This is a genomic window from Eubacterium sp. SB2, assembly GCF_001244405.1.
GTDB classification, from domain to species: domain Bacteria; phylum Bacillota; class Clostridia; order Lachnospirales; family Lachnospiraceae; genus Faecalicatena; species Faecalicatena contortus_B.
The window spans coordinates 1,028,655-1,050,040 of the sequence record NZ_LN865153.1; the positions used below are offsets into that span (position 1 = coordinate 1,028,655).

17 protein-coding genes are annotated in these 21,386 nt (G+C 47.0%); 5 read left to right on the forward strand and 12 right to left on the reverse strand.

The features are described from left to right. Positions 1-391: 391 nt before the first annotated feature. A complete protein-coding gene (locus BN1938_RS16930) occupies positions 392-2,308 on the forward strand; it encodes a putative bifunctional diguanylate cyclase/phosphodiesterase (RefSeq protein ID WP_050641702.1) in 1,917 nt (638 codons plus the stop codon). Positions 2,309-3,107: 799 nt separating this feature from the next. Here BN1938_RS16930 and BN1938_RS16935 read toward each other — a convergent pair. The 7 genes from BN1938_RS16935 to BN1938_RS16965 all read right to left on the reverse strand — a co-directional run bounded on the left by BN1938_RS16935 (position 3,108) and on the right by BN1938_RS16965 (position 11,790). Then, positions 3,108-4,295 carry a uroporphyrinogen decarboxylase family protein gene (locus BN1938_RS16935; RefSeq protein ID WP_050641703.1) on the reverse strand — a complete coding sequence of 396 codons (1,188 nt, stop codon included), beginning with the start codon at positions 4,293-4,295 and terminating at the stop codon, positions 3,108-3,110. Between the two features lie 187 nt (positions 4,296-4,482). Further along, positions 4,483-5,232 carry a response regulator transcription factor gene (locus BN1938_RS16940; protein ID WP_050641704.1) on the reverse strand — a complete coding sequence of 250 codons (750 nt, stop codon included), beginning with the start codon at positions 5,230-5,232 and terminating at the stop codon, positions 4,483-4,485. A gap of 15 nt (positions 5,233-5,247) precedes the next feature. Then, positions 5,248-7,014 (reverse strand): sensor histidine kinase, encoded by a 1,767-nt coding sequence (locus tag BN1938_RS16945; protein ID WP_187376321.1) that lies wholly within the window; start codon positions 7,012-7,014, stop codon positions 5,248-5,250. Between the two features lie 79 nt (positions 7,015-7,093). Next, positions 7,094-8,218 (reverse strand): autoinducer 2 ABC transporter substrate-binding protein, encoded by a 1,125-nt coding sequence (locus tag BN1938_RS16950; RefSeq protein ID WP_050641706.1) that lies wholly within the window; start codon positions 8,216-8,218, stop codon positions 7,094-7,096. A 57-nt stretch (positions 8,219-8,275) separates the two neighbouring features. After that, the gene (locus tag BN1938_RS16955; RefSeq protein WP_050641707.1) at positions 8,276-9,265 is read right to left on the reverse strand and encodes an ABC transporter permease; all 990 of its coding nucleotides are present in this window, start codon (positions 9,263-9,265) and stop codon (positions 8,276-8,278) included. Then, positions 9,265-10,266, reverse strand: coding sequence for an ABC transporter permease (locus tag BN1938_RS16960; RefSeq protein WP_050641708.1), 1,002 nt, complete (start codon positions 10,264-10,266; stop codon positions 9,265-9,267). The genes BN1938_RS16955 and BN1938_RS16960 overlap by 1 nt, the downstream gene beginning before the upstream one ends. A 3-nt stretch (positions 10,267-10,269) precedes the next feature. Next, complete coding sequence (locus BN1938_RS16965; RefSeq protein ID WP_050641709.1) at positions 10,270-11,790, reverse strand: sugar ABC transporter ATP-binding protein; 1,521 nt, start codon at positions 11,788-11,790, stop codon at positions 10,270-10,272. Between the two features lie 218 nt (positions 11,791-12,008). Between BN1938_RS16965 and BN1938_RS16970 the strand changes: the two genes are divergently transcribed. From BN1938_RS16970 to arcC, 3 genes are all read left to right on the forward strand, one after another. Continuing rightward, complete coding sequence (locus BN1938_RS16970; RefSeq protein ID WP_050641710.1) at positions 12,009-13,640, forward strand: DUF975 family protein; 1,632 nt, start codon at positions 12,009-12,011, stop codon at positions 13,638-13,640. A gap of 69 nt (positions 13,641-13,709) precedes the next feature. Continuing rightward, positions 13,710-14,261 carry a prolyl-tRNA synthetase associated domain-containing protein gene (locus BN1938_RS16975; RefSeq protein WP_050642736.1) on the forward strand — a complete coding sequence of 184 codons (552 nt, stop codon included), beginning with the start codon at positions 13,710-13,712 and terminating at the stop codon, positions 14,259-14,261. Positions 14,262-14,518: 257 nt separating this feature from the next. Then, positions 14,519-15,448 carry a carbamate kinase gene (gene arcC, locus BN1938_RS16980; RefSeq protein ID WP_050641711.1) on the forward strand — a complete coding sequence of 310 codons (930 nt, stop codon included), beginning with the start codon at positions 14,519-14,521 and terminating at the stop codon, positions 15,446-15,448. Positions 15,449-15,682: 234 nt separating this feature from the next. Here arcC and BN1938_RS16990 read toward each other — a convergent pair whose 3' ends face one another. Beyond that, on the reverse strand, positions 15,683-17,266 hold the full coding sequence (locus BN1938_RS16990; RefSeq protein ID WP_050641713.1) for a DEAD/DEAH box helicase: 1,584 nt from the start codon (positions 17,264-17,266) through the stop codon (positions 15,683-15,685). Positions 17,267-17,663: 397 nt separating this feature from the next. On the opposite strand from BN1938_RS16990, the gene BN1938_RS16995 reads away from it, so the two are divergent. After that, positions 17,664-18,323 (forward strand): PAQR family membrane homeostasis protein TrhA, encoded by a 660-nt coding sequence (locus BN1938_RS16995; protein ID WP_050641714.1) that lies wholly within the window; start codon positions 17,664-17,666, stop codon positions 18,321-18,323. Positions 18,324-18,829: 506 nt separating this feature from the next. On the opposite strand, the gene BN1938_RS17005 is transcribed toward BN1938_RS16995, so the two are convergent. The 4 genes from BN1938_RS17005 to bilS form a co-directional block, all read right to left on the reverse strand. Further along, positions 18,830-19,396 (reverse strand): nucleotidyl transferase family protein, encoded by a 567-nt coding sequence (locus tag BN1938_RS17005; protein WP_050641716.1) that lies wholly within the window; start codon positions 19,394-19,396, stop codon positions 18,830-18,832. A 137-nt stretch (positions 19,397-19,533) separates the two neighbouring features. Next, positions 19,534-20,160, reverse strand: coding sequence for a GTP pyrophosphokinase (locus BN1938_RS17010; protein ID WP_025654835.1), 627 nt, complete (start codon positions 20,158-20,160; stop codon positions 19,534-19,536). Positions 20,161-20,390: 230 nt separating this feature from the next. Continuing rightward, on the reverse strand, positions 20,391-20,891 hold the full coding sequence (locus BN1938_RS17015; RefSeq protein WP_050641717.1) for a DNA-deoxyinosine glycosylase: 501 nt from the start codon (positions 20,889-20,891) through the stop codon (positions 20,391-20,393). Beyond that, positions 20,888-21,385 carry a flavodoxin family protein BilS gene (bilS, locus tag BN1938_RS17020; RefSeq protein ID WP_050641718.1) on the reverse strand — a complete coding sequence of 166 codons (498 nt, stop codon included), beginning with the start codon at positions 21,383-21,385 and terminating at the stop codon, positions 20,888-20,890. The genes BN1938_RS17015 and bilS overlap by 4 nt, the downstream gene beginning before the upstream one ends. Between the last annotated feature and the right edge of the window lies 1 nt (position 21,386).

Genomic DNA, 21,386 nt, shown 5'->3' on the forward strand with positions numbered 1-21,386 from the left:
GTGCATTTGTCAGGCTTATGGCTGTTCCATTACTTCGCGGCCCCATCCGAAAGAGGCCTATTCCACTTCCGCTCAGCTGGTGCATCCAGGCGGATGGGAATGTGTTACTCGTGGAGGGACTCTTACGGGGGAATGGGGATGGAGTTTATATAGGTTGACCAGTCAGGAGATAGGGAAGGGATACTTGAACAGGCTTAGAATTGAATTTTTGAGTTATTGCTTGGTTATTTTTTACAAGATTGTTGTATTATTGAGGGTTTGTACTTATAATAATAAATACGTGGGTTCTGTGTGTGGTGAAAACGTCTGTAGTTATTCTGGTTCCGGTGGGAAACCGGTATTATGTTACGATGATGGCCGATGAGGATTTGACTGTGAGGAGTATACGATTATGACCTGGAATATTGCACCCGAAAGCATTTCTTTGGTGATGCTTGGGATTATTTTAATTTATTCACGGAAAGGCAGCCGTCTTCCAACTCTGAAGAACAGAATGTTTCAGGGATGTCTGGTGGTTACTTTTTGCGCCATGCTTACTAATATCCTTTCCACGGTTATGATTTGTTTTGATCAGATAGCTCCTCTGTGGAGCACCTGGATTATCACTACTCTTTATTTTCTTCTTACCCCTCTTATGGGCCTGGCTTATTTTCTTTATACACTGGCCATTATTTATATCGAAAGCCCGGGGTTAAAAAAGGCTTTCGCATTTTGTTCTATTCCAGGGCTTGGGTATGCTGTACTGATTCTGCTGAATCCTTTCACCAGGGATATTTTTGATCTGACATCAGCGGAAGGTTATACACGTGGAAGCCTGATTATCACAACTTATCTGATTTTCTATCTTTACTGCCTTGCATGTCTTGTTATTACTCTGGTAAATTACAAAAAGATAGACAAGGAGGTTTCCCGGATTTTAGCTTCATTTCCTGTACTTGCGTTTCTGGTCATTTTATTTCAGCAGGCATATCCTCAAATTATTCTTTCAGGTACCGCCGCCACATGTGCCCTTCTTATCATATACCTGCACCTGCAGAATAAACAGATCTCGCTGGATTACCTGACGAATCTTCCAAACCGGCAGGAACTCCTGAATATGCTTACCCTGCTGCTCACCCGCTATCCTGACAGGCCCTTTACACTTGTGGTCGTGTCTCTGCGGGATTTCCGGCTGATTAACAACGCTTGCGGGCAGCAGAACGGAGATGTATTCCTGAAATCAGTTTCTCAATTTCTGAGTATGGTGGGCCCGCCTCAGAATGTTTACCGTTTCAGCGGAGACGAATTTGCACTTTTGTTTTCCAAAGAGGAGGACAGCAGAATACGAATCTGCATCCTTGAAATAAAAGACCGTATGGCCCGGCCATGGGAAGTGAACGACTATCAATTCAACCTGTCTGCAGTCATGGGCGTCATCCGCCATACAGAAGCCGCACAGACACTGGAAGAAACCATTGCCTCCATAGAGTACGCCGTTGTGCAGGCAAAGTCCGGCAAATATGGACAAATCTGCTATTGTGACAGCAAGATGCTCTCCAAACTGGAACGCAGACGCCGTATCATACAGATTTTAAAAGAAAAACTGGCCGACGAGAGTTTTGAGATGTTCTATCAGCCCATCTATGAAGTCAAAACAGGGAAATTTCTCTATGCCGAATCTCTGATGCGGATGAATGACACTCCAATCGGGCCCGTTTATCCGTCTGAGTTTATACCAATTGCCGAAGAGACAGGACTTCTCATTGATATTACATACGTCATAATTAAAAAAGTGTGCTGCTTCATTAATCGGCTGCTGGATATGAAGATACCGATGGAATGTATACATGTGAATTTTTCAGCGATTCAGTTTTCCCAGCCAAACCTGGCGGAAAAAGTATTGGATATCATTCACAGCTGCCACACTCCGGCACATACACTTAAGATCGAATTTACAGAAAGCACCCTGGCAGAGAATCCGGAGATCGTAAAAGAATTCGCACTGGAAGTGGAAAAGCACGGCATCATGATGGGCCTGGATGATTTTGGCACCGGCTATTCCAACATCGCCACCGTCATCAGCCTCCCCTTCGGCACCATAAAGCTGGACCGCAGCCTTATCTGTGCCTCCATGGAAAACAGCACCTCCGCCCTGGCCGTCAAAAACATGGTGCGCACGTTCCAAGAACTTGGAATGAAAGTAGTCGCAGAAGGAGTAGAAACCGAAGAGCAGAATCAGCTCGTCATAGACTTTGGAATAGATCAGATACAGGGCTTCTACTACTCAAAACCTCTCGCAGAGGAGGAATTTTTGCGGTTTTTGATGTGATTTGGCTGGGGGGCGCCTGCCTGGGATGGGGGGAGAGATGCTGCTCGAGAAAAGAGGAGGGGGACTGGATGTAACCCGCTTACGGAGAAGTACTAACGAAAAAGGAAGCGCCCATGAGGGCACGTTCAACATGCAACGAGAAAGCTTGATGCTTTCTCGTCTTAGATTGAACTGGAAAGTGATTTTGGAAAATCACTTTCCATCCCTCATGGGCGCTTCCTTTTTCGTAAGTACTTCTAGACCGTGCGCTCTATACTTCCAGTCCCCCTCCTCTTTTCTCGAGCAGCATCTCTCCCCCCATCCCAGGCAGGCTGGACGCATCCGGCCGGATGGATAAAAACCGTTTGGTGAATCCGGACGGTGGCAATGGATCATCCTGATTATATATGGCCTATATTCCTCCAGTACGGCCTATTTGAAAGGTTATAACCCTATATCTGCTGGAAAAATTTTTCCCGCATATCCAATTCCATCCGCTTGCCTCCCGTCGGATGCACCAGCGGTCTGTGCTGATGACTGCGGCACTGGAGGGGATGTCCACGGGGGCTTTCTGATGCCTCATAGTGTGCCGTGTTTCCGTTAGGATAAAATAGAAAAATCTGCCGGACAGACTTTGCTTTACCAAGCAAAGTCTGAGGCGACTAAGGCCCCAAATCATCAGATTTGGGGCTGCATGTCGCTGGTTCCGGCAGATTTTTCTATTTTATCCTTACGGAAACTAGGCTAAACGGCCGGTATCAGAAAGCCCCCGTGGACATCCCCTCCGGCCCCGCAGTCATCAGCACAGACAAGCGTCCCCTTATAAGTCCGCCCCCGCCTGTTCCATTATTTTTTTGAGTTTCTTTATGTAGTATTGATAGTTCTCCAGTGAGGTGGATGGCGCCACCTGGTGGTCGGATCCCGGGATATAGCCGCCGCCCCTGATGACAGGCAGGATACGGTCGAATTCTTTGTCAATGGCCTCAGGGCCCTTTGCGATCTCCAGTTTGTTGAAGCTTCCGATAAATTTCAGCTTTGGAAATTGTTTTCTTACCTCTACGATGTCCATTCCTGCATTTACATCCATTGGCAGGAATCCGTCGACTCCGGCATCCATAAAGTTGGGGATCAGACGTGCAAAGTCTCCGTCGGTGTCTACGAAGACATTTCCAACGCCATGCTTCTTGAACAGCGGAATCAGCGCTCTGTAATAGTCTGCCACGAATTCCTCGAAACAGTCCGGGGATACCATCGGGCCGTTCTTTCCGCTCAAGTCCTCCATAAAATAGATGACATCCGGCTGTACGAGGTCTATTACTTTTAACAACTTTGTGCGGTAAATCTCCAGTATGTAATCATTGATGGCATGCAGCAGTTCCGGTTCATCATAGAATGCATACATATGGGCTTCTATTCCAAGAAGTTCCCGGGGTACCCAGAAAAAGCCCTCTATGTTAAGGCGGATGGAATAGTCCCCTCTGTTGTGCCCCTCCGCAAGATGGCCGTAAGCGGCTTCGATCTGCTCATCTGAGAAATATGCTTCCAGCTCTTTCTCCGCGTGCAATTTCAGATTTTCCCAGTCTTCCATGGTTTCTATGACCGGCTTATAGTCGAGTTCCAGGTCTGAACCTGTGTTTTTGATTACCTGACGGCCGTAGATATCCTGCTTGATGATATGTTCCGGTGTCTCTTCAATGATCTTCTCTTCAAAGCGGCGGAAGGGGAGTACGAAATGGATTCTTCGGACCGGGTCAAAGCCCAGATACTGCTCATACTCCATGACTCCCCGGCCCCACTCTGCAGCAAGATACTTTTCGGTCTGATTTGCTTTATTTCCGACAATATTGTTTGTAATATCTTTGGCGCCGTCTGCAATTTCGGCGGGCATTCCCTCCTCCTTAAACCGGTTCGTGGTCAGTACCCATGGATAGAATGTCTCCGCGACTGTGCCTCTTCCTTCGGGTTTCTGAAAATTAAGTGTCGCCTGTTCCCGTTCTCTATTCGTCATCTTTCATTCCTCCACTGTCATTATGATAGTTTTATTATAAAAGGCAGCCTGTAATAAAAACATGGAAATGTAAAACATTCTTTTGTAAAATCCAAAACCAAGCCTTTTCGTCTTAAGATCCAGGGCCAGGAAAGATACACGATGCGGAAATGCACTGTAAAGTGACCTCCCACGCCGCCTTTATATGCTAAATCAGGAATTGCTTTCTGTACTCACGGGGCGTGCATCCCACTGCGTTTTTAAATACTTTGCTGAAGTAAAACTGATCTGTAAACCCCAGCGCTTCTGCCACCTCTCCAATGAGGCAGTCATGGCATTTCAGCAGCTTTTTCGCCTCCGTAATCTTCAGATTGATGATGTATTCGTTATAAGTACAGCCCTCATATTTCTTGAAAATCTTACTCAGATACGGCTGGCTTATCATGAATCTGCTGCAGATTCTGATGATGCTGTTGTCCTCCGATAAATGGCTCTTGACATAATGCTCGATCATGGACACCAGCTCCCGGCCTGAGGGCTTTTCAGAGGACAGGTACACTCTGCTCTGTTCCTTTTTCATTGATGCCAGAAGTTTTTGGATCCGGTTAAATAATTCCTCGATCTTGGCCGGTTCTATTGGTTTGAGCAGATAGTCAAAGCCTCCGTACAGAAATGCATCGTGAACATAGTGAAAGTCCGAATAGCCGCTGACTGCGATGCAGACCGCAGGCTTTTCCTCCTGCTGCCCAATGTATTTTATCAGTTCAATCCCGCTCTTTCTGGGCATTTTCATATCCGTAAGCACGACATCCGGGTGGATCTCTTCGAAGATCTCAATTGCCCGGTCCACAGAATACGCTTCTGCAATCACTTCAAAACCCCTTATACGCTGCGAAATCGCCCGTTTTTCCGCCTCCAGAATCGCCGGCTCATCATCTACTAAAAGCACTTTATACATGTTAACCTCCCTAAACTACTCGAGTTTCATTTTCAGTACAATCGTAGTACCTCCGGTATCATTCTGCCCCAGTATTTCATAGGAAAAGCCTTCTCCGAAGAAAATAGAAAGCCGGATCAGCGTCCCGCTCAGCCCCATACCGCCGAATTGGAGATTGTCCGTGATTTCCTGGGAGCCGTGATCCCGGTAAAAGGTCTCGATTCTGCTTCTTACCAGTGCCACAGCCTCTTCGGTTACCCCGCAGCCATTATCTTTAATCTCCACAATCGCATATCCGTCAAATTCGACGACAAAAATCTGGATAAATACGTGTTCGGATTCCAGAAGACTGTACTTGATTGCATTTTCCACAATGGGCTGGAATGTCACTTTCGGCAGCATAAAATAGTCCAGATTTCCGTCCACTGTGATCTCATAATCCAGCCTCTGGCGGTATCTGCTTTTCATGATAGCCATATATGCCTTCAGATTCTCCAGTTCTTCCTGCCAGGTTACCTCCACCGTTGTATAATCGGACGCATACCGCATGATCTCTGACAGACAGTAGCAGGCATTCGCCGCCTCCTCACGCTCTCCGTTCTCGCACATGTTTGCAATGCTGCCCAATGTGTTATACATAAAGTGGGGGCTGATCTCGGACTGCAGTATGCCGAACAGCGTCTTGGTCTGCACATCCGCCATCTGCTTCTCCCGCTCCATGGATTCCCGCAGACGGGCCGCCATATCTTCAAAAGCCGTAACCAGGATCATGGTCTCCCAGTCCATGTCCAGGGTGGCCTGATGTTCCGTAAAGTTTTCCAGCTTTGTCCCCTGCATCCTTTTCACAAAGGTATCAATGGGACGCATGATTTTCTTCGTCACAAACAGAATATACAAGATGGTAAATGCAATCAGCAGCAATGCTACAAGGCTGATTCCCTGAATGGTATTCCGCAGTGATTTATACAAAATGCTCTCGGGCAGCACAATCACTGTCCGGCAGGGATAATAGTTGGAACTGGCCATGGTCACAATCTCTTCCCCCGTATCCTGGGCCTTCACATACTGCTCCGTCAGCTCTGCAAAATATCTGATCTTCTCTTTCGGCTGCTTCCATGTCACATCCGCATAAAAAAGATCCGCCTGATCCCCAATGAAAACCATCGTATTCAGGTCATACCCGCTCCATTTTACATTGCATATATTCCTGAGGTAAAAATAGTTCTGCTGAACCTCTATATATCCTACGATTTCTTTGGACGGGGTTTTAATGGGCTTAATCTCCGTTATGACCGTTCCCTTTGTAGAGGGTTCCCAAAAATCGGCGGCAGGACCCAGAAAGACACGGCTGTCTGCTACATTAAAGCTGTATTTGTCCTCAATATAGGCAACTCTTGAAGCCACCTCTTCCCTTTCTGCCTCTGCGTTTCCGGTGCAGATAAAACTGCCCGTCTTGTCATACACGGCAACCCGGCGTATATCAGACTTATTTTTATAGGCATTTACCAGAATCCGCTTTACTTTCCGCCCGGTCTCCTGGTTCCAGCTCTCCGTGAATTCCACCCACAGCTCCAGAAAATGGGCATTTGTCAGGACGTCTACCGAAGCCTGTTCCATATTCGTCAGCCTGTTGTCGATCTGTTCCATTGTCGCAGCCGTCGTCTGGATCAGGTTGCTGACACCGTCGTCGTGGATGGAGTCCCTGCTGTATCGAAAAAATATGACAGCCGCCGCGGTAATCATCAGAATGACAAATACGGCATACGTGATGGACAGTTTCGTCCCCGCCTTCTGTTTTCTCATGTTCTTCGTCCGTCTCCCGTCCATAGCACTTAAGGAGGGCCGCCGCCGTCCGCAGCCCCCTCCTTGTCTGTCCTATATTTTAGTAATCAAATTCATCTACATTGGATGCGTCAAAAACAAGAGCATCTCCCAGTACGCACTGTGAATCAACGATATCCTTTGTGCCGAGCCTTCCTGCATCGATGGATGTTGAATCAGGTGTAATTGTTCCTTCAGAAAGCTGGTATGCCGTCTGTACTGCAAGATATCCAAGATCCATACAGTTCCAGAGTACACCGGAATTCAACGGATTCTCGTCATCTTTGATATAAGTCTTGAGTGCGTTCGGTGTTGCCAGCCCTGTCATGGAAACGACTTTCGCGTCCGGCTTACTGGATGCTGACTGGTACTGTGCCCCAAGTGCAGGTGTGGCCATGGATGATAGTCCGATTGCGGCCTGGATCTTATCATCACCTTCCCCCATACGGCCAATCAAAGTGGCACATTCGCTGTTCACCTTTGTCTCATCGGTTCCTGGATAATATACATCGGTCTCTTTGTTTTTGATCTTCATGAACTTGTAGTCGTCTGTCTCAAGAAGTTTATTAATTGCATCTTCCCATGCCTTCTGGTTTGCATCCGTTCCTGAACTTGATACGAGCGCGATATTCGCGGTTTTGCTGTCTCCGTAGCCCTTATTTTTCAGGTCATTTGCCGCGCCGTCCAGAAGTCCTTTGGCTGCACTCTCCGCCGTAATCTGGTTTACAAATATGTCCCTGGAATCTTCCTGTGCGTCTGCATCGAAGGTAACCACTTTGATTCCCGCATCCTGTGCTTTCTTCAGAGTCGGTGCAATCGCGGTGGGATCGTTCGGTGATACAACGATGACGTTAACCCCCTGTGCAATCCATCCTTCCAGAATGTCTACCTGTTTCTGGTTTGTTGCCTGGTCCTGGGAAGGCCCGTCATACAGAAGTGTAATCCCCAGTTCATCTGCCGCCTCCTGTGCGCCTGTCTTACAGGCATCGAAGTAATTCTCTCCCTTGAACTTCGGCAGCATTGCGACCGTCATATCTCCGTCCGCATCCTTGCTGTCCGAATCCTCCGTCTTGGTGTCCGCCGGCGGCGTCTCCGTCTTAGATACGCATCCCGCCAACATCGTGACTGCCATAACTGCAATCAGCGCTCCGCCAGTTACCTTTTTCATGAACTCTTTTGCTTTCATACATCCTCTTTCCTTTCCTTTTTATTGTATATATAATACTTGCGTATTACAATCTTTTTATGCCGGGTCCGCCTTGGTCCCCTCATGTGAATCCACTTTAATGATCCGCTTTTTCTTCGTCCGTTCTGTTACAATTGCACATGCGATCAGGGCAATAATCAGTACCGCCCCCTGCACAATGGTCTGCACATCGATCGGTATGTTCATGACCGTGAGGCCGCTGTTCAGAGTTGCAATGATGAGTGTGCCGAGAATCGTTCCCTTCATATCGCCGACGCCGCCCATGATGCTGGTGCCTCCGAGAACTACGATCGTAATGACTTTCAGATTGAAACTGGTTCCCGCATCGTATTTCACGCTTGTAAATCTTCCCAGGAAAATGAATGCAGCTATAGCGCAGACAATTCCGCATAATGTATAGATAATAATCAGCATACGGTCTGTATTGACGCCGGAGTATTTTGTTGCATTGATATTCAGTCCGATCCCATAAAGTTTTCTTCCGAAAATGCTTTTCCCCAGCAGCAGCGTGAACACAACCGCCAGTATGATAAACAACCAGATCTGTATCGGGAGTCCGGAGATCGATATATTACCCATAAACTCCGCAAAACTATAGGAGTAAACACTGTCCCCCTTTGAAATTCCTCTCGCGAGCCCCAGAAACAGGTACATGGTTGCCAGCGTGGTCACCATGGCGGAAATCTTCGCCTTTGCGATAATCACCCCATTCAGCAGCCCGCAGGCCGCTCCTGTCAGCAGGGTTGCCGCAACCGCTGCCGCGGTCCCCCATTTTGTATAGGCGATTCCTCCCAGCATGGCGGAAAGGATCATCGTATTGCCTACAGACAGGTCGATTCCCCCTGTGATGATGATAAGCGTCATAGGCAGCGCAACCATACCGATCTCCACAATGTTTCTGAGCATTACGTTGATAATATACGGCGCGGTCAGAAACGACGGACTCTTGACCGCGATTCCGATGAATATGACCAGCCAGATCAAAAACAGGGCTTTGTTAAATGAAAACTTCAGTACTTTTTTCATTAGGCTCTCTCACCTCCTGTTTTTATCAGCTTTTCTGTCGGAATCACCCGTTTTTTCTTCAGATATTTAGCCCCGCTCACAACAACTGAAATAATAATGATTGCACCTTTTACCGCGTCTGACCAGTTGGGGCTGATTCCCAGATAGTTGATCGCCGGTGCGATCAGAGCCAGGATAAAGGCACCGATCACCGTACCAATAATCTTTCCGGACCCGCCGGCCGTGCTGGTTCCTCCGAGTACGACGGCTGCGATAAAGGTCATCTCCAGACCGGTTCCCATTGTGTTTGTGACACGCTGTCCGGCCGTGGCAATGATGATGGCCGAGATTCCAAACAGCGCGCCTGCAATGGCATAGGTAATTACCACTGTCCGGTTTACATTTACCCCGGCGAGCCTTGCCCCATTAGCATTATTCCCAATCGCATAAATCTTCTTGGAAAACTTGGAATACTTCATAAACAGCAGCGCACACACTGTCACGATCAGACAGATCAGAACGCTTGCAGGTATGATTCCAAAGATCTTTGCATCAAACGCCAGCCAGGTAAAGCTTGCGGGCAGATCGTAGATTGAGCCCTCCACCAGCAGCGGAAGCACTCCCTGGAAGATCTGGGTTGTCGCCAGCGTTGCCACGATAGCCGGTATCTTCATCTTGGTTATGAACAGGCCGTTCAGGGTGCTTAAGGCTGCGCCCATCAGCATCGCCGCCGGAAGAAGCCCTGCAAAGGGAACTCCTGCTTTTCCCAGAGCGGCCGTAAACAGGCAGACCACCGAGATCAGCGCGCCCGTGGAAACATCGATGTTGGAGGTGATGATAATCATGTTCATGCCTATGGCTGAAATCAGGATATAGCTGAACGTATTCAGCAGGCTCATCATATTATTAATCGAGTAAAAATCCCTTGCCAGCACGCTCAGAAGCAACAGAACCGCTGCCAGAAATACCGCAAGATAAAATTCTGTTGTCAGAAAGGATGCTTTCTTTTTCTTCTCATTCATGTGTTATCCCTCCTGCCTGTCTTTCTTAGATTCCAATGCAACCGTCAGGATCTTTTCCTGTGTTACATTTTCCCGGTCAAAGCATCCTGCAATATAGCCGTCCTTCATGACATAGATCCGGTCACACATGCCGATCAGTTCGGGCAGCTCGGATGAAATCATGATAATCGTAAGGCCCTTTTGCGTCAGTTCACTGATGATCTTATGTATCTCCGCTTTCGCGTTGACATCAACCCCCCGTGTTGGTTCATCCAGAATCAAAAGCTTCGGATCCATTGCCAGCGCCTTGGATACGGATACCTTCTGCTGGTTGCCGCCGGACAGGTTCGCAACCATGAAATCCGGGGCCGGAGCTTTGATTCCAACCTCCTTGATGTACGCTTCCCCTTTCGCGCTCTCCTTTTTTTCATCCAGAAAGCCTGGACCTTTGCTGAAGTTTTCCAGCTGGGGGAGTGAAATGTTCTGCTGTATGCTCATGTCCACGATCAGTCCGTACTTTCCTCTGTCCTCCGACACATATACGATTCCATCTGCCATGGCGTCCTTATAGCTGTTGATGTTCAGCTTTTTCCCTTCCAGCCAGACACTGCCGGCCGCCCTGCCGGTGAATCCGCAGATTGATTCCATCAGCTCTGTGCGCCCTGCCCCCGCGAGGCCGGCAAATCCCAGAATCTCGCCTCTCTTTACGTGGAAGTTGATATTCTCCAGAAAGCCCTCATCATAGTATCCCTCTACCCGGAATATCTCTTCGCCGATGACCGTCTCTGACTTGGGATAATAGCTCCCCATCTTTCGCCCGACCATATCGGCTACTAATTCGTCTTTATTTGTCTCTGCAATATTTTTTGTAGAAATATACTGTCCGTCCCGGACAACCGTCACTCTGTCGCACAGTTCAAAAATTTCTTCCATACGATGGCTGATATATACGATCCCAAGCCCGCTTGATTTGAGGTCGTTGATAATGTTGAACAGTGCTGTTACTTCCCGCTGCGTCAGGGATGCCGTAGGCTCGTCGAAGATGATAATGTTCGCATCAAAAGTCAGCGCCTTTGCAATCTCCACCATCTGTTTCTGTGCCATGCCAAGTGTCTTTATCTGTGCATCCAGGCTTATCTTTGTATTCAGACGCTGGAAGATCCTCTCCGCCTCTTTCCTCATGGCGCTGTAATCCAGCACCTTTATGATTCCTGCTTTCTTAGTCATCTCATGTCCGAGAAACAGGTTATCCAACACCGTCATTTCTTCAAACAGGCTTGTTTCCTGAAAAATAATGGATACGCCTTTCTCATAGGCTTCCATCGGATTGGCAAAGTCTTCTGTTTTGCCGTTTACCACCATTGTTCCGCTGTCAGCCTTGTGTACACCGCAAACGACTTTCATCAGGGTGGATTTCCCGGCTCCGTTCTCGCCGCAGATCGCATGTATCTCGCCGCTCTGCAGATTAAAATTAATGCCGTTCAAAGCCAGAACTCCGGGAAATGTTTTTACAATATCATGCAGCTCCAATATTGTCTGCCCCATGCTGTCTCCTCCTTCCTTGTACATTGTAAAATAAGTAACTGAATTTACGATGTACTAGTTTATAAAAATAGTACAGGATCTGCGTTTGAATAAACATGGAAAATCTAAATGGTTTTATATAAAATACAATCTGGGGTTTCTTCCCATTTACGATTGCGTTATTTTTACTTCTTTACTATAATGGAGATAATAATCACTTTCTACGGAGGTTCCATTTTATGTGGAAGAGAAAAGTACTGAAGCAAAAGGCACGGTTTTCTGTCAAAATTAACTACTGGCGTATGATCGCAGTCTGCTTTCTGGCTGCAATGCTGACGACTGCCTACACTTCCTCGACTACGTTTCTCAACCAGTACGATCCGGAAACGGAAGTACATGCGGATACCGAGCCAGCCGTCACCGGCGGCCAGTCTAACTCCGCCGTCATAACGGATACCGTAGAGCAGATTGCCGATACGGATCAGGAGGAAACGATTCTTGCGCCCCCTGTCAGGACTGCTGCACATCTGCTTATCGACATGTATACCAGCGGAAAGTCCGTACTCTTTTCCATATTAAAGACCGTAAACAGCATTTTTACCGATCACGCCTATCTCTCCTCGCTCTTTCTGGCCGCCGGTGCTGTTACAGCCATGCTCTTTCAGTTTTTTATTGCGAACCTGATCCTGGTTGGCGAACGAAGATTTTTCCTGGAGGCACGGAACTATCATCAGACCAGAATCAGTAAGATTTTCTTCCTGTATAAACTGAGATACATACGCAATCCGGCCTGGATTATGTTCTGCCGTAATGTGTTCCAGTGGCTCTGGAACCTTACCGTCATAGGCGGTATCATCAAGCATTACGAATACAGCATGATTCCCTTTATTCTCGCAGAGAATCCGGCCATTTCACGTAAAGATGCGTTTCAGCTGTCCCGTCAGCTGATGCATGGAAATAAATGGAGAATGTTCCTTCTGCACTTATCATTTTTGGGCTGGGAGATTCTTTCGTTCCTGACTTTGGGAGTGCTGGATTTTCTCTATGTGAATCCCTATATGACCGGAACTGACGCCGAACTATATATGGAATTGAGACGCAGCTATGTACTGTCAAGGGCTCCACACTACGAGGCATTCAATGATCCCATGCTGGAACGTGTACCCTCCGAAGATGAGCTTCTGATCAGCAAGGCTCTTTACGATGACTCCGAGGGTCCCTATACCAGGATTTCATATTTTGCACCGGATCAGTATCCGGTGTTCCTGTATTCTATCCAGCCGCCTGAAAGGGCTGTCAAAGCCCCCATACAGGCCGACAAAAAATATAGCTTTGTGTCCTGCGTATTCCTGTTCTTCGCTTTTTCCGTCTTAGGCTGGATTGTGGAGAGCGCAATTCACCTCATACGCGACGGAGTCTTTCTGAACCGGGGGTTCTTATTCGGCCCATGGATTCCGCTGTATGGCGTCTGCGCACTGATACTGCTGATCTTTATTAAGAAGTTTGCACACAGGCCGATCTTATCTTTTACAATGATGATGGCGGCTTACATGGTCATTGAATACCTGATGAGCTGGCTGCTGGAATACGAATGGGATATCATACAAACGGATTACACCGGTTATTTTATAAACCTGAATGGCCGCACATTCCTTGGCGGGGCCGTGTTCTTCGCAATGATGGGCTGTGCATTTTTGTATTATCTGGCCCCCAGATGGGAGGAAATGTTTTTAAGGCTGCCTTTATATCTCCGCATAGCTGTGTGCATCGTACTGTGCGTACTATTTGCCGCCGATCTCCTCTATGCCGCACTGCATCCTGAACTGATTTCCCGGCTTTTGAATCCGGGGACGATTTTTATGAGTGTGTGAGTGATTTTAGGAACCTTTGCATCATACACGAGATCTGGTACATACTTGAATTAAGAAAGGACTATGATTATGAGTGAAATCTATGTAAGCAAGGAGCATTTTACGGCAAAACCCGACTGCTCCGGCCGGACTGACAAAGAAGCCCGCGTTTATGACCTGTTGGATCAGCTGCATATCCCCTATGAGGGCGTTGACCATGATGTTGCACCTACGATTGAAGCCTGCAGGGCCGTGGAGGAGGAGCTAGGTATTCTCCCCTGCAAGAATCTGTTTTTGCGCAACCGCCAAAAGACCACATTTTTTCTTCTGCTCATGCCCGGAGAAAAGAAGTTTTTCACAAAAGACCTGTCTGCGCAGCTGGGCATCTCACGCCTTTCCTTTGCGGAGCCGGAGTTTATGGAACAGTATCTGGGACTTACGCCAGGTTCAGTCAGTGTGCTCGGACTTATGAATGATAAAGACTGGTATGTTGATCTGCTGGTTGATAAGGAACTGCTGGATCAGGAGTATATGGGATGCCATCCCTGTATGAATACCACAAGCCTGAAAATAAAAACCGGGGATATATTAAAAAAGTTTTTAAAATATACCGGCCATCGCTACCGGGTTGTATCGCTCTAAACATCTAAAACCGGAGCTTAGTTGACAAGCTTTCGTTTTGTGACGGATCCGGGGCGCGAAATGAAGGGATAGTCTTTTACCAGGCAGTTCATCGTTGCTTTTTATGGGAAAAAATAATATAATCTTATATATTCACTAGTACACCGTAAAATAAGTGACTGACCCTTAAGCTCAGTTCAATTTTCCAGTTTAAGTGCCGTTAATAATTAAACGATGTACCAGATACTAATCTAATTACGAAACAGAGGGACCAGATTATGAAAAAAAGAGTAGTTGTCGCATTAGGACACCGTGCTTTAGGAACAACGCTTCCGGAGCAGAAGGTCGCCGTAAAAAATACAGCCAAATCCATTGCTGATTTAATCGAAGAAGGATATCAGGTTGCCGTTACGCACAGCAATGCGCCGCAGGTCGGCATGATCCACACTGCCATGAATGAATTTGGCAAGACCCATGATGATTATACCGCTGCCCCCATGTCGGTGTGTTCCGCCATGAGCCAGGGCTATATTGGCTATGACCTGCAGAACGGTATCCGAGAAGAGCTTCTGAACCGCGGGATCTACCGGACAGTCAGTACGGTACTGACCCAGGTGATCGTTGACCCATACGATGAAGCATTCTATACTCCCACAAAAGTACTGGGGCGTTACATGACAGCCGAGGAAGCCAATGAGGAACGCAAAAAAGGAAATTATGTCATCGAGGAACCCGGCAAGGGCTTCCGTCGTGTAGTCTCCGCTCCTCATCCGGTTAAGATTGTAGAGCTGGATGCAGTTCATGCCCTGCTGGATGCGGGACAAGTTGTCATCGCCTGTGGGGGAGGCGGAATCCCCGTCCTGGAACAGGACAATCACCTAAAGGGAGCCAGTGCTGTAATTGAAAAAGATCTGACAGCCGGCAAACTGGCTGAGGGGATCGATGCGGATGAACTGATCATCCTTACCAGTGTGGAACAGGTATGCATCAACCTGGGCAGGCCGGATGAAGAAAAGCTTGGAAAGATTACCGCAGCACAGGCCAGGGAATATATGGAGCAGGGCCATTTCGGCATTTATAATATGCTTCCTAAGTTCCAGGCCGCAGTGGAGTTTATCGAAAAGCGTGAAGGACGCAGCGCCCTTATCACCTCGTTTGATAAAGTCAGCGAGGGAATGAAAAGAAACGCAGGAACTATCATCTGCTGACATTTTCCGTGATAAGCAGAATACTATGGCTGCATCATAAAATAATATATGTTAACTGAAAAAAGACGGCTGCTGTCAGCCATCTTTTTTCTTTCTTGTAAATCTAAAGGGGACAGGTGTGATAAAACACAATCACTCCTTCCCCCTATTTCATGTTCTTCCTGTCTGCAATTCGACAGCTCCTGATCATTTATCGCTGTACGGCATGCTTTCTTCCCCGCCGGACCGCCCGCTTTATTTCTGGTTAGCCGGCTCAACAGCCACGTTTTTACCTTTTATTTTTGCATGATCCATGGCACCGAGCACTTCTCTCGCATATTCTTTCGGCACTTCTACAAAAGTGTACTTATCATACATATCGATAGATCCGATTAGTTTCCCCGGAATTCCGCTCTCTCCGGCTATTGCCCCGACGATATCTCCCGGTTTTGCGTTGTTTTTCTTGCCTATATTGATGAAAAGGCGAACCATACCTGCCTCCTCTGCCCCGGTATCTCCGAATTCTATATCCTCCGGTCCAGCTTCATTTTGTCCGGAGCTAAGCTTCAGGAAGGCTGCTGCCATATCCATCGCCGTATAATCGGATTCATTTACCTTATTTTCAATGGCCTGAAGATACTTTGTCAGATCCTCTGTCTCGATGATGTTGTCGATCTCACCGAGTATATTTTCGATCTTTGTACTTTCCACATCATTTAAGGAAGGAACCTTCTGCGCATAGATCTTGGTCTTGCAGTAGCGCTGGATCTCTTTTAACTTATAGACTTCTTTTCCTGAAACAAAGGAGAAAGAACGTCCCTCGCGCCCTGCCCTTCCGGTTCTTCCGATGCGGTGTACATAATATTCATCGTCCTGCGGAAGGTCATAATTGAACACGGCTTCTACCTCATCCACATCAATCCCTCTCGCAGCCACGTCTGTCGCCACAAGAATGTCTGTCTTCCCGGAACGAAATCCCTGCATTACCCTGTCACGCTGCTGCTGTTTCATGTCACCGTGCAGTCCCGCCGCAAAATAACCTCTGCCCAGCAGGCCATTGACTAGGATGTCTACCTGCTTTTTCGTATTACAGAATACTACCGATAACTTTGGTGAATAGATATCCAGCAGACGGGCAAGAACTTCTTCTTTGCTCTTTGGTTTTACTTCATAATAGTACTGCTCAATATTCGGTACCGTCAGTTCCTTTTTTGTGACTTTGACGATCTCCGCATTTTTTTGGAACTTCTTGGTGATATCCAGAATTGCCTGCGGCATCGTTGCAGAAAAGAGAACCGTCTGCCTGTCTTCCGGAACCCCTTCCAGAATGGTTTCGATATCTTCGCGGAATCCCATATTCAGCATTTCATCCGCTTCGTCCAGGACGATGGTGCTGACCTCATCCATCTTAATTGTTTTCCTTCGCATGTGGTCCATCACACGCCCCGGAGTTCCAATGATCAGCTGTGTGCCGCTCTTTAAAGAACGGATCTGTGTGACAATCTCCTGACCGCCGTAAATGGGCAGCACTTTAATGCCGTGCATATATTTTGCAAGATTGCGGATCTCTTCCGCCACCTGAATAGCCAATTCTCTTGTAGGGCATAAAACAACTGCCTGCAGTTTCTTATTCTTAGGCTCTATCTTCTCCAGAAGAGGAATTCCAAAAGCAGCCGTCTTACCGGTTCCTGTCTGTGCCTGGCCAATGATATCCTTACCCGACCGCATGATGGGAATTGCTTTGGCCTGAATCGGTGACGCTTCCTCAAAGCCCATTTTTTTAACTGCCTTAACTATCTCGGAGCAGAGCCCCAAATCTTCAAATTTTACTTCTTCCATAAATCTCCTTTATTCTTATTCTTAATTCTGTGTCATTTTTACAGACCTTTAAAATCTCAAAAAAATACCCTTTACCGGACACCAAGTAAAGGATATACACATAGTCTCAGTTGCTATCATAACAGACTTGGCGCCAATTGTCAATTTTGAGTACAGGCTGCTGCCTGTTTTTCTGTTTTCTACCTGCAATCGGCTGTAACATTTCAGGCAGGCCAGAACTATTACAATCGGCTTCCCATGCGCCTGAAAATCGTCCGGAATATCTCCGTTTTTAAAAAAATAATAAAATCTCTGAAACGCTTGCAATTTTGTAATAATAGTTGTAATATAAGCATATACTAAACGTAGTTTTAAAAACTACATGTAAAAGTTTTCATTTTCTAGGAGGCGTGATATTATGACTAAGAAGCAGCATATTAAAGACCCGGGCAGTGCAATTACACATTTTATAGGAATGTTAATGGCAATCTTTGCCGCAATTCCATTGTTGATAAAGGCGGCACATGAACCACGCAGTGTTTATGTGGTTTCCCTGGCAATATACGCAGCCAGCCTGATTTTATTATATGCAGCAAGCACGACTTATCATACATTTGATTTATCAGAGAAGGTCAATACCATATTAAAAAAGATTGACCATATAATGATTTTTATTCTGATCGCAGGAAGTTATACCCCGATCTGTCTCCTTGTTCTGCCCGGTAAAACCGGCCGGATCCTTCTGACACTTGTCTGGGGCATAGCAATTGTAGGAATCCTCATCAAGGCATTCTGGGTCTTCTGCCCCAAATGGGTATCTTCCGTTCTGTACATCGGAATGGGGTGGACCTGCGTACTGGCATTCACCCAGATCTTAAACAACATGTCCAGGGCCGGATTCTTCTGGCTTCTTGCAGGCGGGATCATCTATACCATCGGAGGAATCATCTATGCACTGAAAGTGCCGATCTTCGATAACAAACATAAAAATTTCGGAAGTCACGAAATCTTCCATTTGTTCGTAATGGGGGGAAGCGCCTGCCACTTCGTGCTGATGTATGTTTTTTTGCTTCCTTAAGGCGGAGATTTAATTGAAATAGTCCGCCTGTCTGGAAGGGGGAACGGGAGAGCGGCGGGAAAGAAGGGATGGTTCCTGAAAGTCATCCGTTTGCGGAGAAGTACTAACACAAAAGAAGCTGCCCACGAGGGCACGTACAACATGCAACGAGAAAGCTTGATGCTTTCTCGTCTTAGGATGTACTGGCAAGTGATTTGGTAAATCACTTGCCATCCCTCATGTGCATTATTTCCGATTTGATGTAACAAGCTGCCGGAGCCGGACATAGGGATGGTTGGAAGCGTCTTGGGGGCTGTTAGGTGGAGTAGAGGAAAAAAGACGGCAGACAGGGGGGAATATTGTAATTCCGAATTACAATATTCCCTGGACCCAGCGCGCAAAGCCATCAAGGCTTTGGGTGATGTGTCCAGGTTCCCCCTGTCTGCCGTCTTTTTTCCACTACTCCAGCTTACAGCCCCCATCCCGTTTCCAGCCATCCCTATGTCCGGCTCCGGCAGCGGCCCCCCCTACTCATACAAATACTGCACCCCACGTATCCTCTCGGTGATAGAATGGCTGGTGAGGTATTCACCCACGGTCTTTGGTACATACTGCTGCCATTCTTTATCCGCAGCAATTAGTCTTCTGATTTCGTCTCCTGTGATTCCTTTTTCTTCTCTGCTTTTTCTCCACAGCACCTCAACCTCCAGCCCCTGGCCCTGGAGTATCTGGCAGCGCTCCTCGTCCCAGTCACTGCAGATACTCATATAGTAGGTTGCATCTTTCGGTGCATACTGGAGAATGAGTTCCGGATGGCTGATGGGGAATGGGATGATCTCGTACTCTTCCCGACCTACTCCAAAGTCAGCCAGCGCTCCTTCTATCATTTCCAGACGCTCAAAATATGTGAGCGGGTTATCTCTTCTTGTTGTTCCGTGCTGATCCAGATCCGATGTAGCTGCGAATGATGAGATATCAGGATGTGTAATCCCTATAAAAAGCTTTTTGCATCTCATTTTTGCTGCCAGCAAATATTCCATATGTTTTAAATGAAAGATCTGAAATCTTCCATGTATAACCCCTGTCTCGACCATTTTTCCGGCTCCTCTCCCGTATTCTGAGGGTATGGCACATCCGCTTTTTCTTTGCTCATATCCCGCATAGTATCAGTATAATACAGTTTTTCTAAGAAAGCAAATATGACTGTCCTGTTATTATTTAGGCCCGGGCTCTATATTTTATCTATTTTTTTTCGGATTTCCAACATAGTCTGATCCAGTTTTCCAATAGTTTCTGAACATTTCTGCAGCTCATTGTCGATCAGTTCCGCTTCACGCCTGCCCTTTTTGTATCTCAGCTGATGATCCAGATTCGCCCAGTAGTCCATGGCCGCAGTGCGCAGCTGCAGCTCCGCCTTCATCCACTGGGTGCCGCCCTGGAATCCGATGGGGATTTCCATAATCAAATGAAGGCTCCGGTATCCGGATGTCTTCGGATTTTTTATATAATCCTTTACTTTTACAATCTTAACGTCCTTCTGCTCCGAAAAAATCTCTGCGATTCGGTAAATATCATCCATATAAGAACAGACCGCACGCACCCCGATCAGGTCATTTACTTTTTCCAGCGCATTTGAAAAGGTTTTCTCAATCCCCTTTCTGTCCATTTTCTTGCAGGTGCTCTCATAGGATTTCATACGCCCTGTCTTCATCTGGATCACATTGCGGTCCAGCTCCATCGACAGCTCGATATTAATTATGTCCAGTTTTGTCAGAAGCAGGCTGATCGCACACTCGCCCTTAATACTAAAATCACTGTTAACCAAATTCGCTTTCAACTTATTATTTTTCTTTTTCATTCAAACGATGCTTCTCTCTGTTTATATTTCATATTAGTCCCCATAAAAGGGGCTTTTTGCTATCTACGGCCTATGGGCCGTGAATAATAACGAGTCTTTTACTAATATATGTTAACAGCATGCGGAACATACCTCCAGCATGCGGATGTTAAGATTGTTTTAAACTCCTGTAAACAGAAAGAAGATCAAAGGGGTCTGACCCCTTTGCAGAGGGGTCTGACCCTTTTGATCTAAAAAATAAACTTTTTTATTTCTCCCCAGCTTTCCATCAGGCGGTCTGCAGAGTAAGCGGCGTTCGCCGGACTTGTGGAGGGGAGGCCGGTTATTGGCCTGCCGGTCTTCGGCCTGCTGTATTTTTCATATAGTTTTTTGGCAGTTCCCCCATTGGCATAGATCTGTTTGATGCTGCAGTTGTTCAGTATCCTGGATAAGTCTGCGGGCACCACATTTCGGATACTGCTGTCACTGGATCCCCGGATCTCACAGCTGGCGATGACATCCCAAACTGCAATGCCATGGTCCAGCAGTATCTTTTTCTTATCTGCAATCGTCTCCGGCACTTCGCTTTCGGTTAAACGTGCGATGATCTTCCAAAAACGGTTCTGCGGGTGACCGTAATAAAACTGGTTCTCCCTGGATTTTACGGACGGGAATGTACCCAGGACCAACACCCTGGAATTCTTGTCAAATACGGGTTCAAACTCGTGGCTTACCTGTTCTGTTATATTCATAGCTTCTTCAGTCTTTCTTCTAATTCCTGCAAATCTTCACTGTTGGGATGGGGCAGTGCCTTTTCATAGTTATCCAGCATTGCCTTTATCCGTGCATCCGCCGGGTCGTTCTCCAGCATGGCCTCGTAGCGCTTCTTTACGTTCTCCTGCATCCGGCCCTGACACATGAATGTCCCCTTCACAGTACAACTTTCCGGCAGATATGCTTCTACTCTTTCCAGAATACTGTCAAAGTATTCCCGCATGACGCCAAATCCCGCCGTACCGAACAGAAACACCTCTTTCTCATTAAGCCTCTCCAGAAAGTTTCTCATTCCCTCACTGCAGTTTCCCCGATCTGTCCAGAATCCTGCAAATATCAGTTCAGACTGTGCGGGAGCCTCCGTTGGGCCGCCGAAATAGGCACATTTCCCCCGCTCCATGCTCTCTTTTATCTTCTCCGCCAGCAGCTTTGTATTGCCGGTTGCACTGTCAAATACGATCTCATATGTCATA

Excerpts from the sequence above, each read along its gene's own strand:
- BN1938_RS16935 (WP_050641703.1), bottom strand. The coding sequence starts at position 4,295 with ATGACGAATAGAGAACGGGAACAGGCGACACTTAATTTTCAGAAACCC.
- BN1938_RS17005 (WP_050641716.1), bottom strand. The coding sequence starts at position 19,396 with ATGGTCGAGACAGGGGTTATACATGGAAGATTTCAGATCTTTCATTTA.
- BN1938_RS17015 (WP_050641717.1), bottom strand. The coding sequence starts at position 20,891 with ATGAATATAACAGAACAGGTAAGCCACGAGTTTGAACCCGTATTTGAC.
- bilS (WP_050641718.1), bottom strand. The coding sequence starts at position 21,385 with ATGACATATGAGATCGTATTTGACAGTGCAACCGGCAATACAAAGCTG.
- BN1938_RS17010 (WP_025654835.1), bottom strand. The coding sequence starts at position 20,160 with ATGAAAAAGAAAAATAATAAGTTGAAAGCGAATTTGGTTAACAGTGAT.
- BN1938_RS16940 (WP_050641704.1), bottom strand. The coding sequence starts at position 5,232 with ATGTATAAAGTGCTTTTAGTAGATGATGAGCCGGCGATTCTGGAGGCG.
- BN1938_RS16930 (WP_050641702.1), top strand. The coding sequence starts at position 392 with ATGACCTGGAATATTGCACCCGAAAGCATTTCTTTGGTGATGCTTGGG.
- BN1938_RS16950 (WP_050641706.1), bottom strand. The coding sequence starts at position 8,218 with ATGAAAGCAAAAGAGTTCATGAAAAAGGTAACTGGCGGAGCGCTGATT.
- BN1938_RS16965 (WP_050641709.1), bottom strand. The coding sequence starts at position 11,790 with ATGGGGCAGACAATATTGGAGCTGCATGATATTGTAAAAACATTTCCC.
- BN1938_RS16960 (WP_050641708.1), bottom strand. The coding sequence starts at position 10,266 with ATGAATGAGAAGAAAAAGAAAGCATCCTTTCTGACAACAGAATTTTAT.
- BN1938_RS16995 (WP_050641714.1), top strand. The coding sequence starts at position 17,664 with ATGACTAAGAAGCAGCATATTAAAGACCCGGGCAGTGCAATTACACAT.
- BN1938_RS16970 (WP_050641710.1), top strand. The coding sequence starts at position 12,009 with ATGTGGAAGAGAAAAGTACTGAAGCAAAAGGCACGGTTTTCTGTCAAA.
- BN1938_RS16975 (WP_050642736.1), top strand. The coding sequence starts at position 13,710 with ATGAGTGAAATCTATGTAAGCAAGGAGCATTTTACGGCAAAACCCGAC.
- arcC (WP_050641711.1), top strand. The coding sequence starts at position 14,519 with ATGAAAAAAAGAGTAGTTGTCGCATTAGGACACCGTGCTTTAGGAACA.
- BN1938_RS16990 (WP_050641713.1), bottom strand. The coding sequence starts at position 17,266 with ATGGAAGAAGTAAAATTTGAAGATTTGGGGCTCTGCTCCGAGATAGTT.
- BN1938_RS16945 (WP_187376321.1), bottom strand. The coding sequence starts at position 7,014 with ATGAGAAAACAGAAGGCGGGGACGAAACTGTCCATCACGTATGCCGTA.
- BN1938_RS16955 (WP_050641707.1), bottom strand. The coding sequence starts at position 9,265 with ATGAAAAAAGTACTGAAGTTTTCATTTAACAAAGCCCTGTTTTTGATC.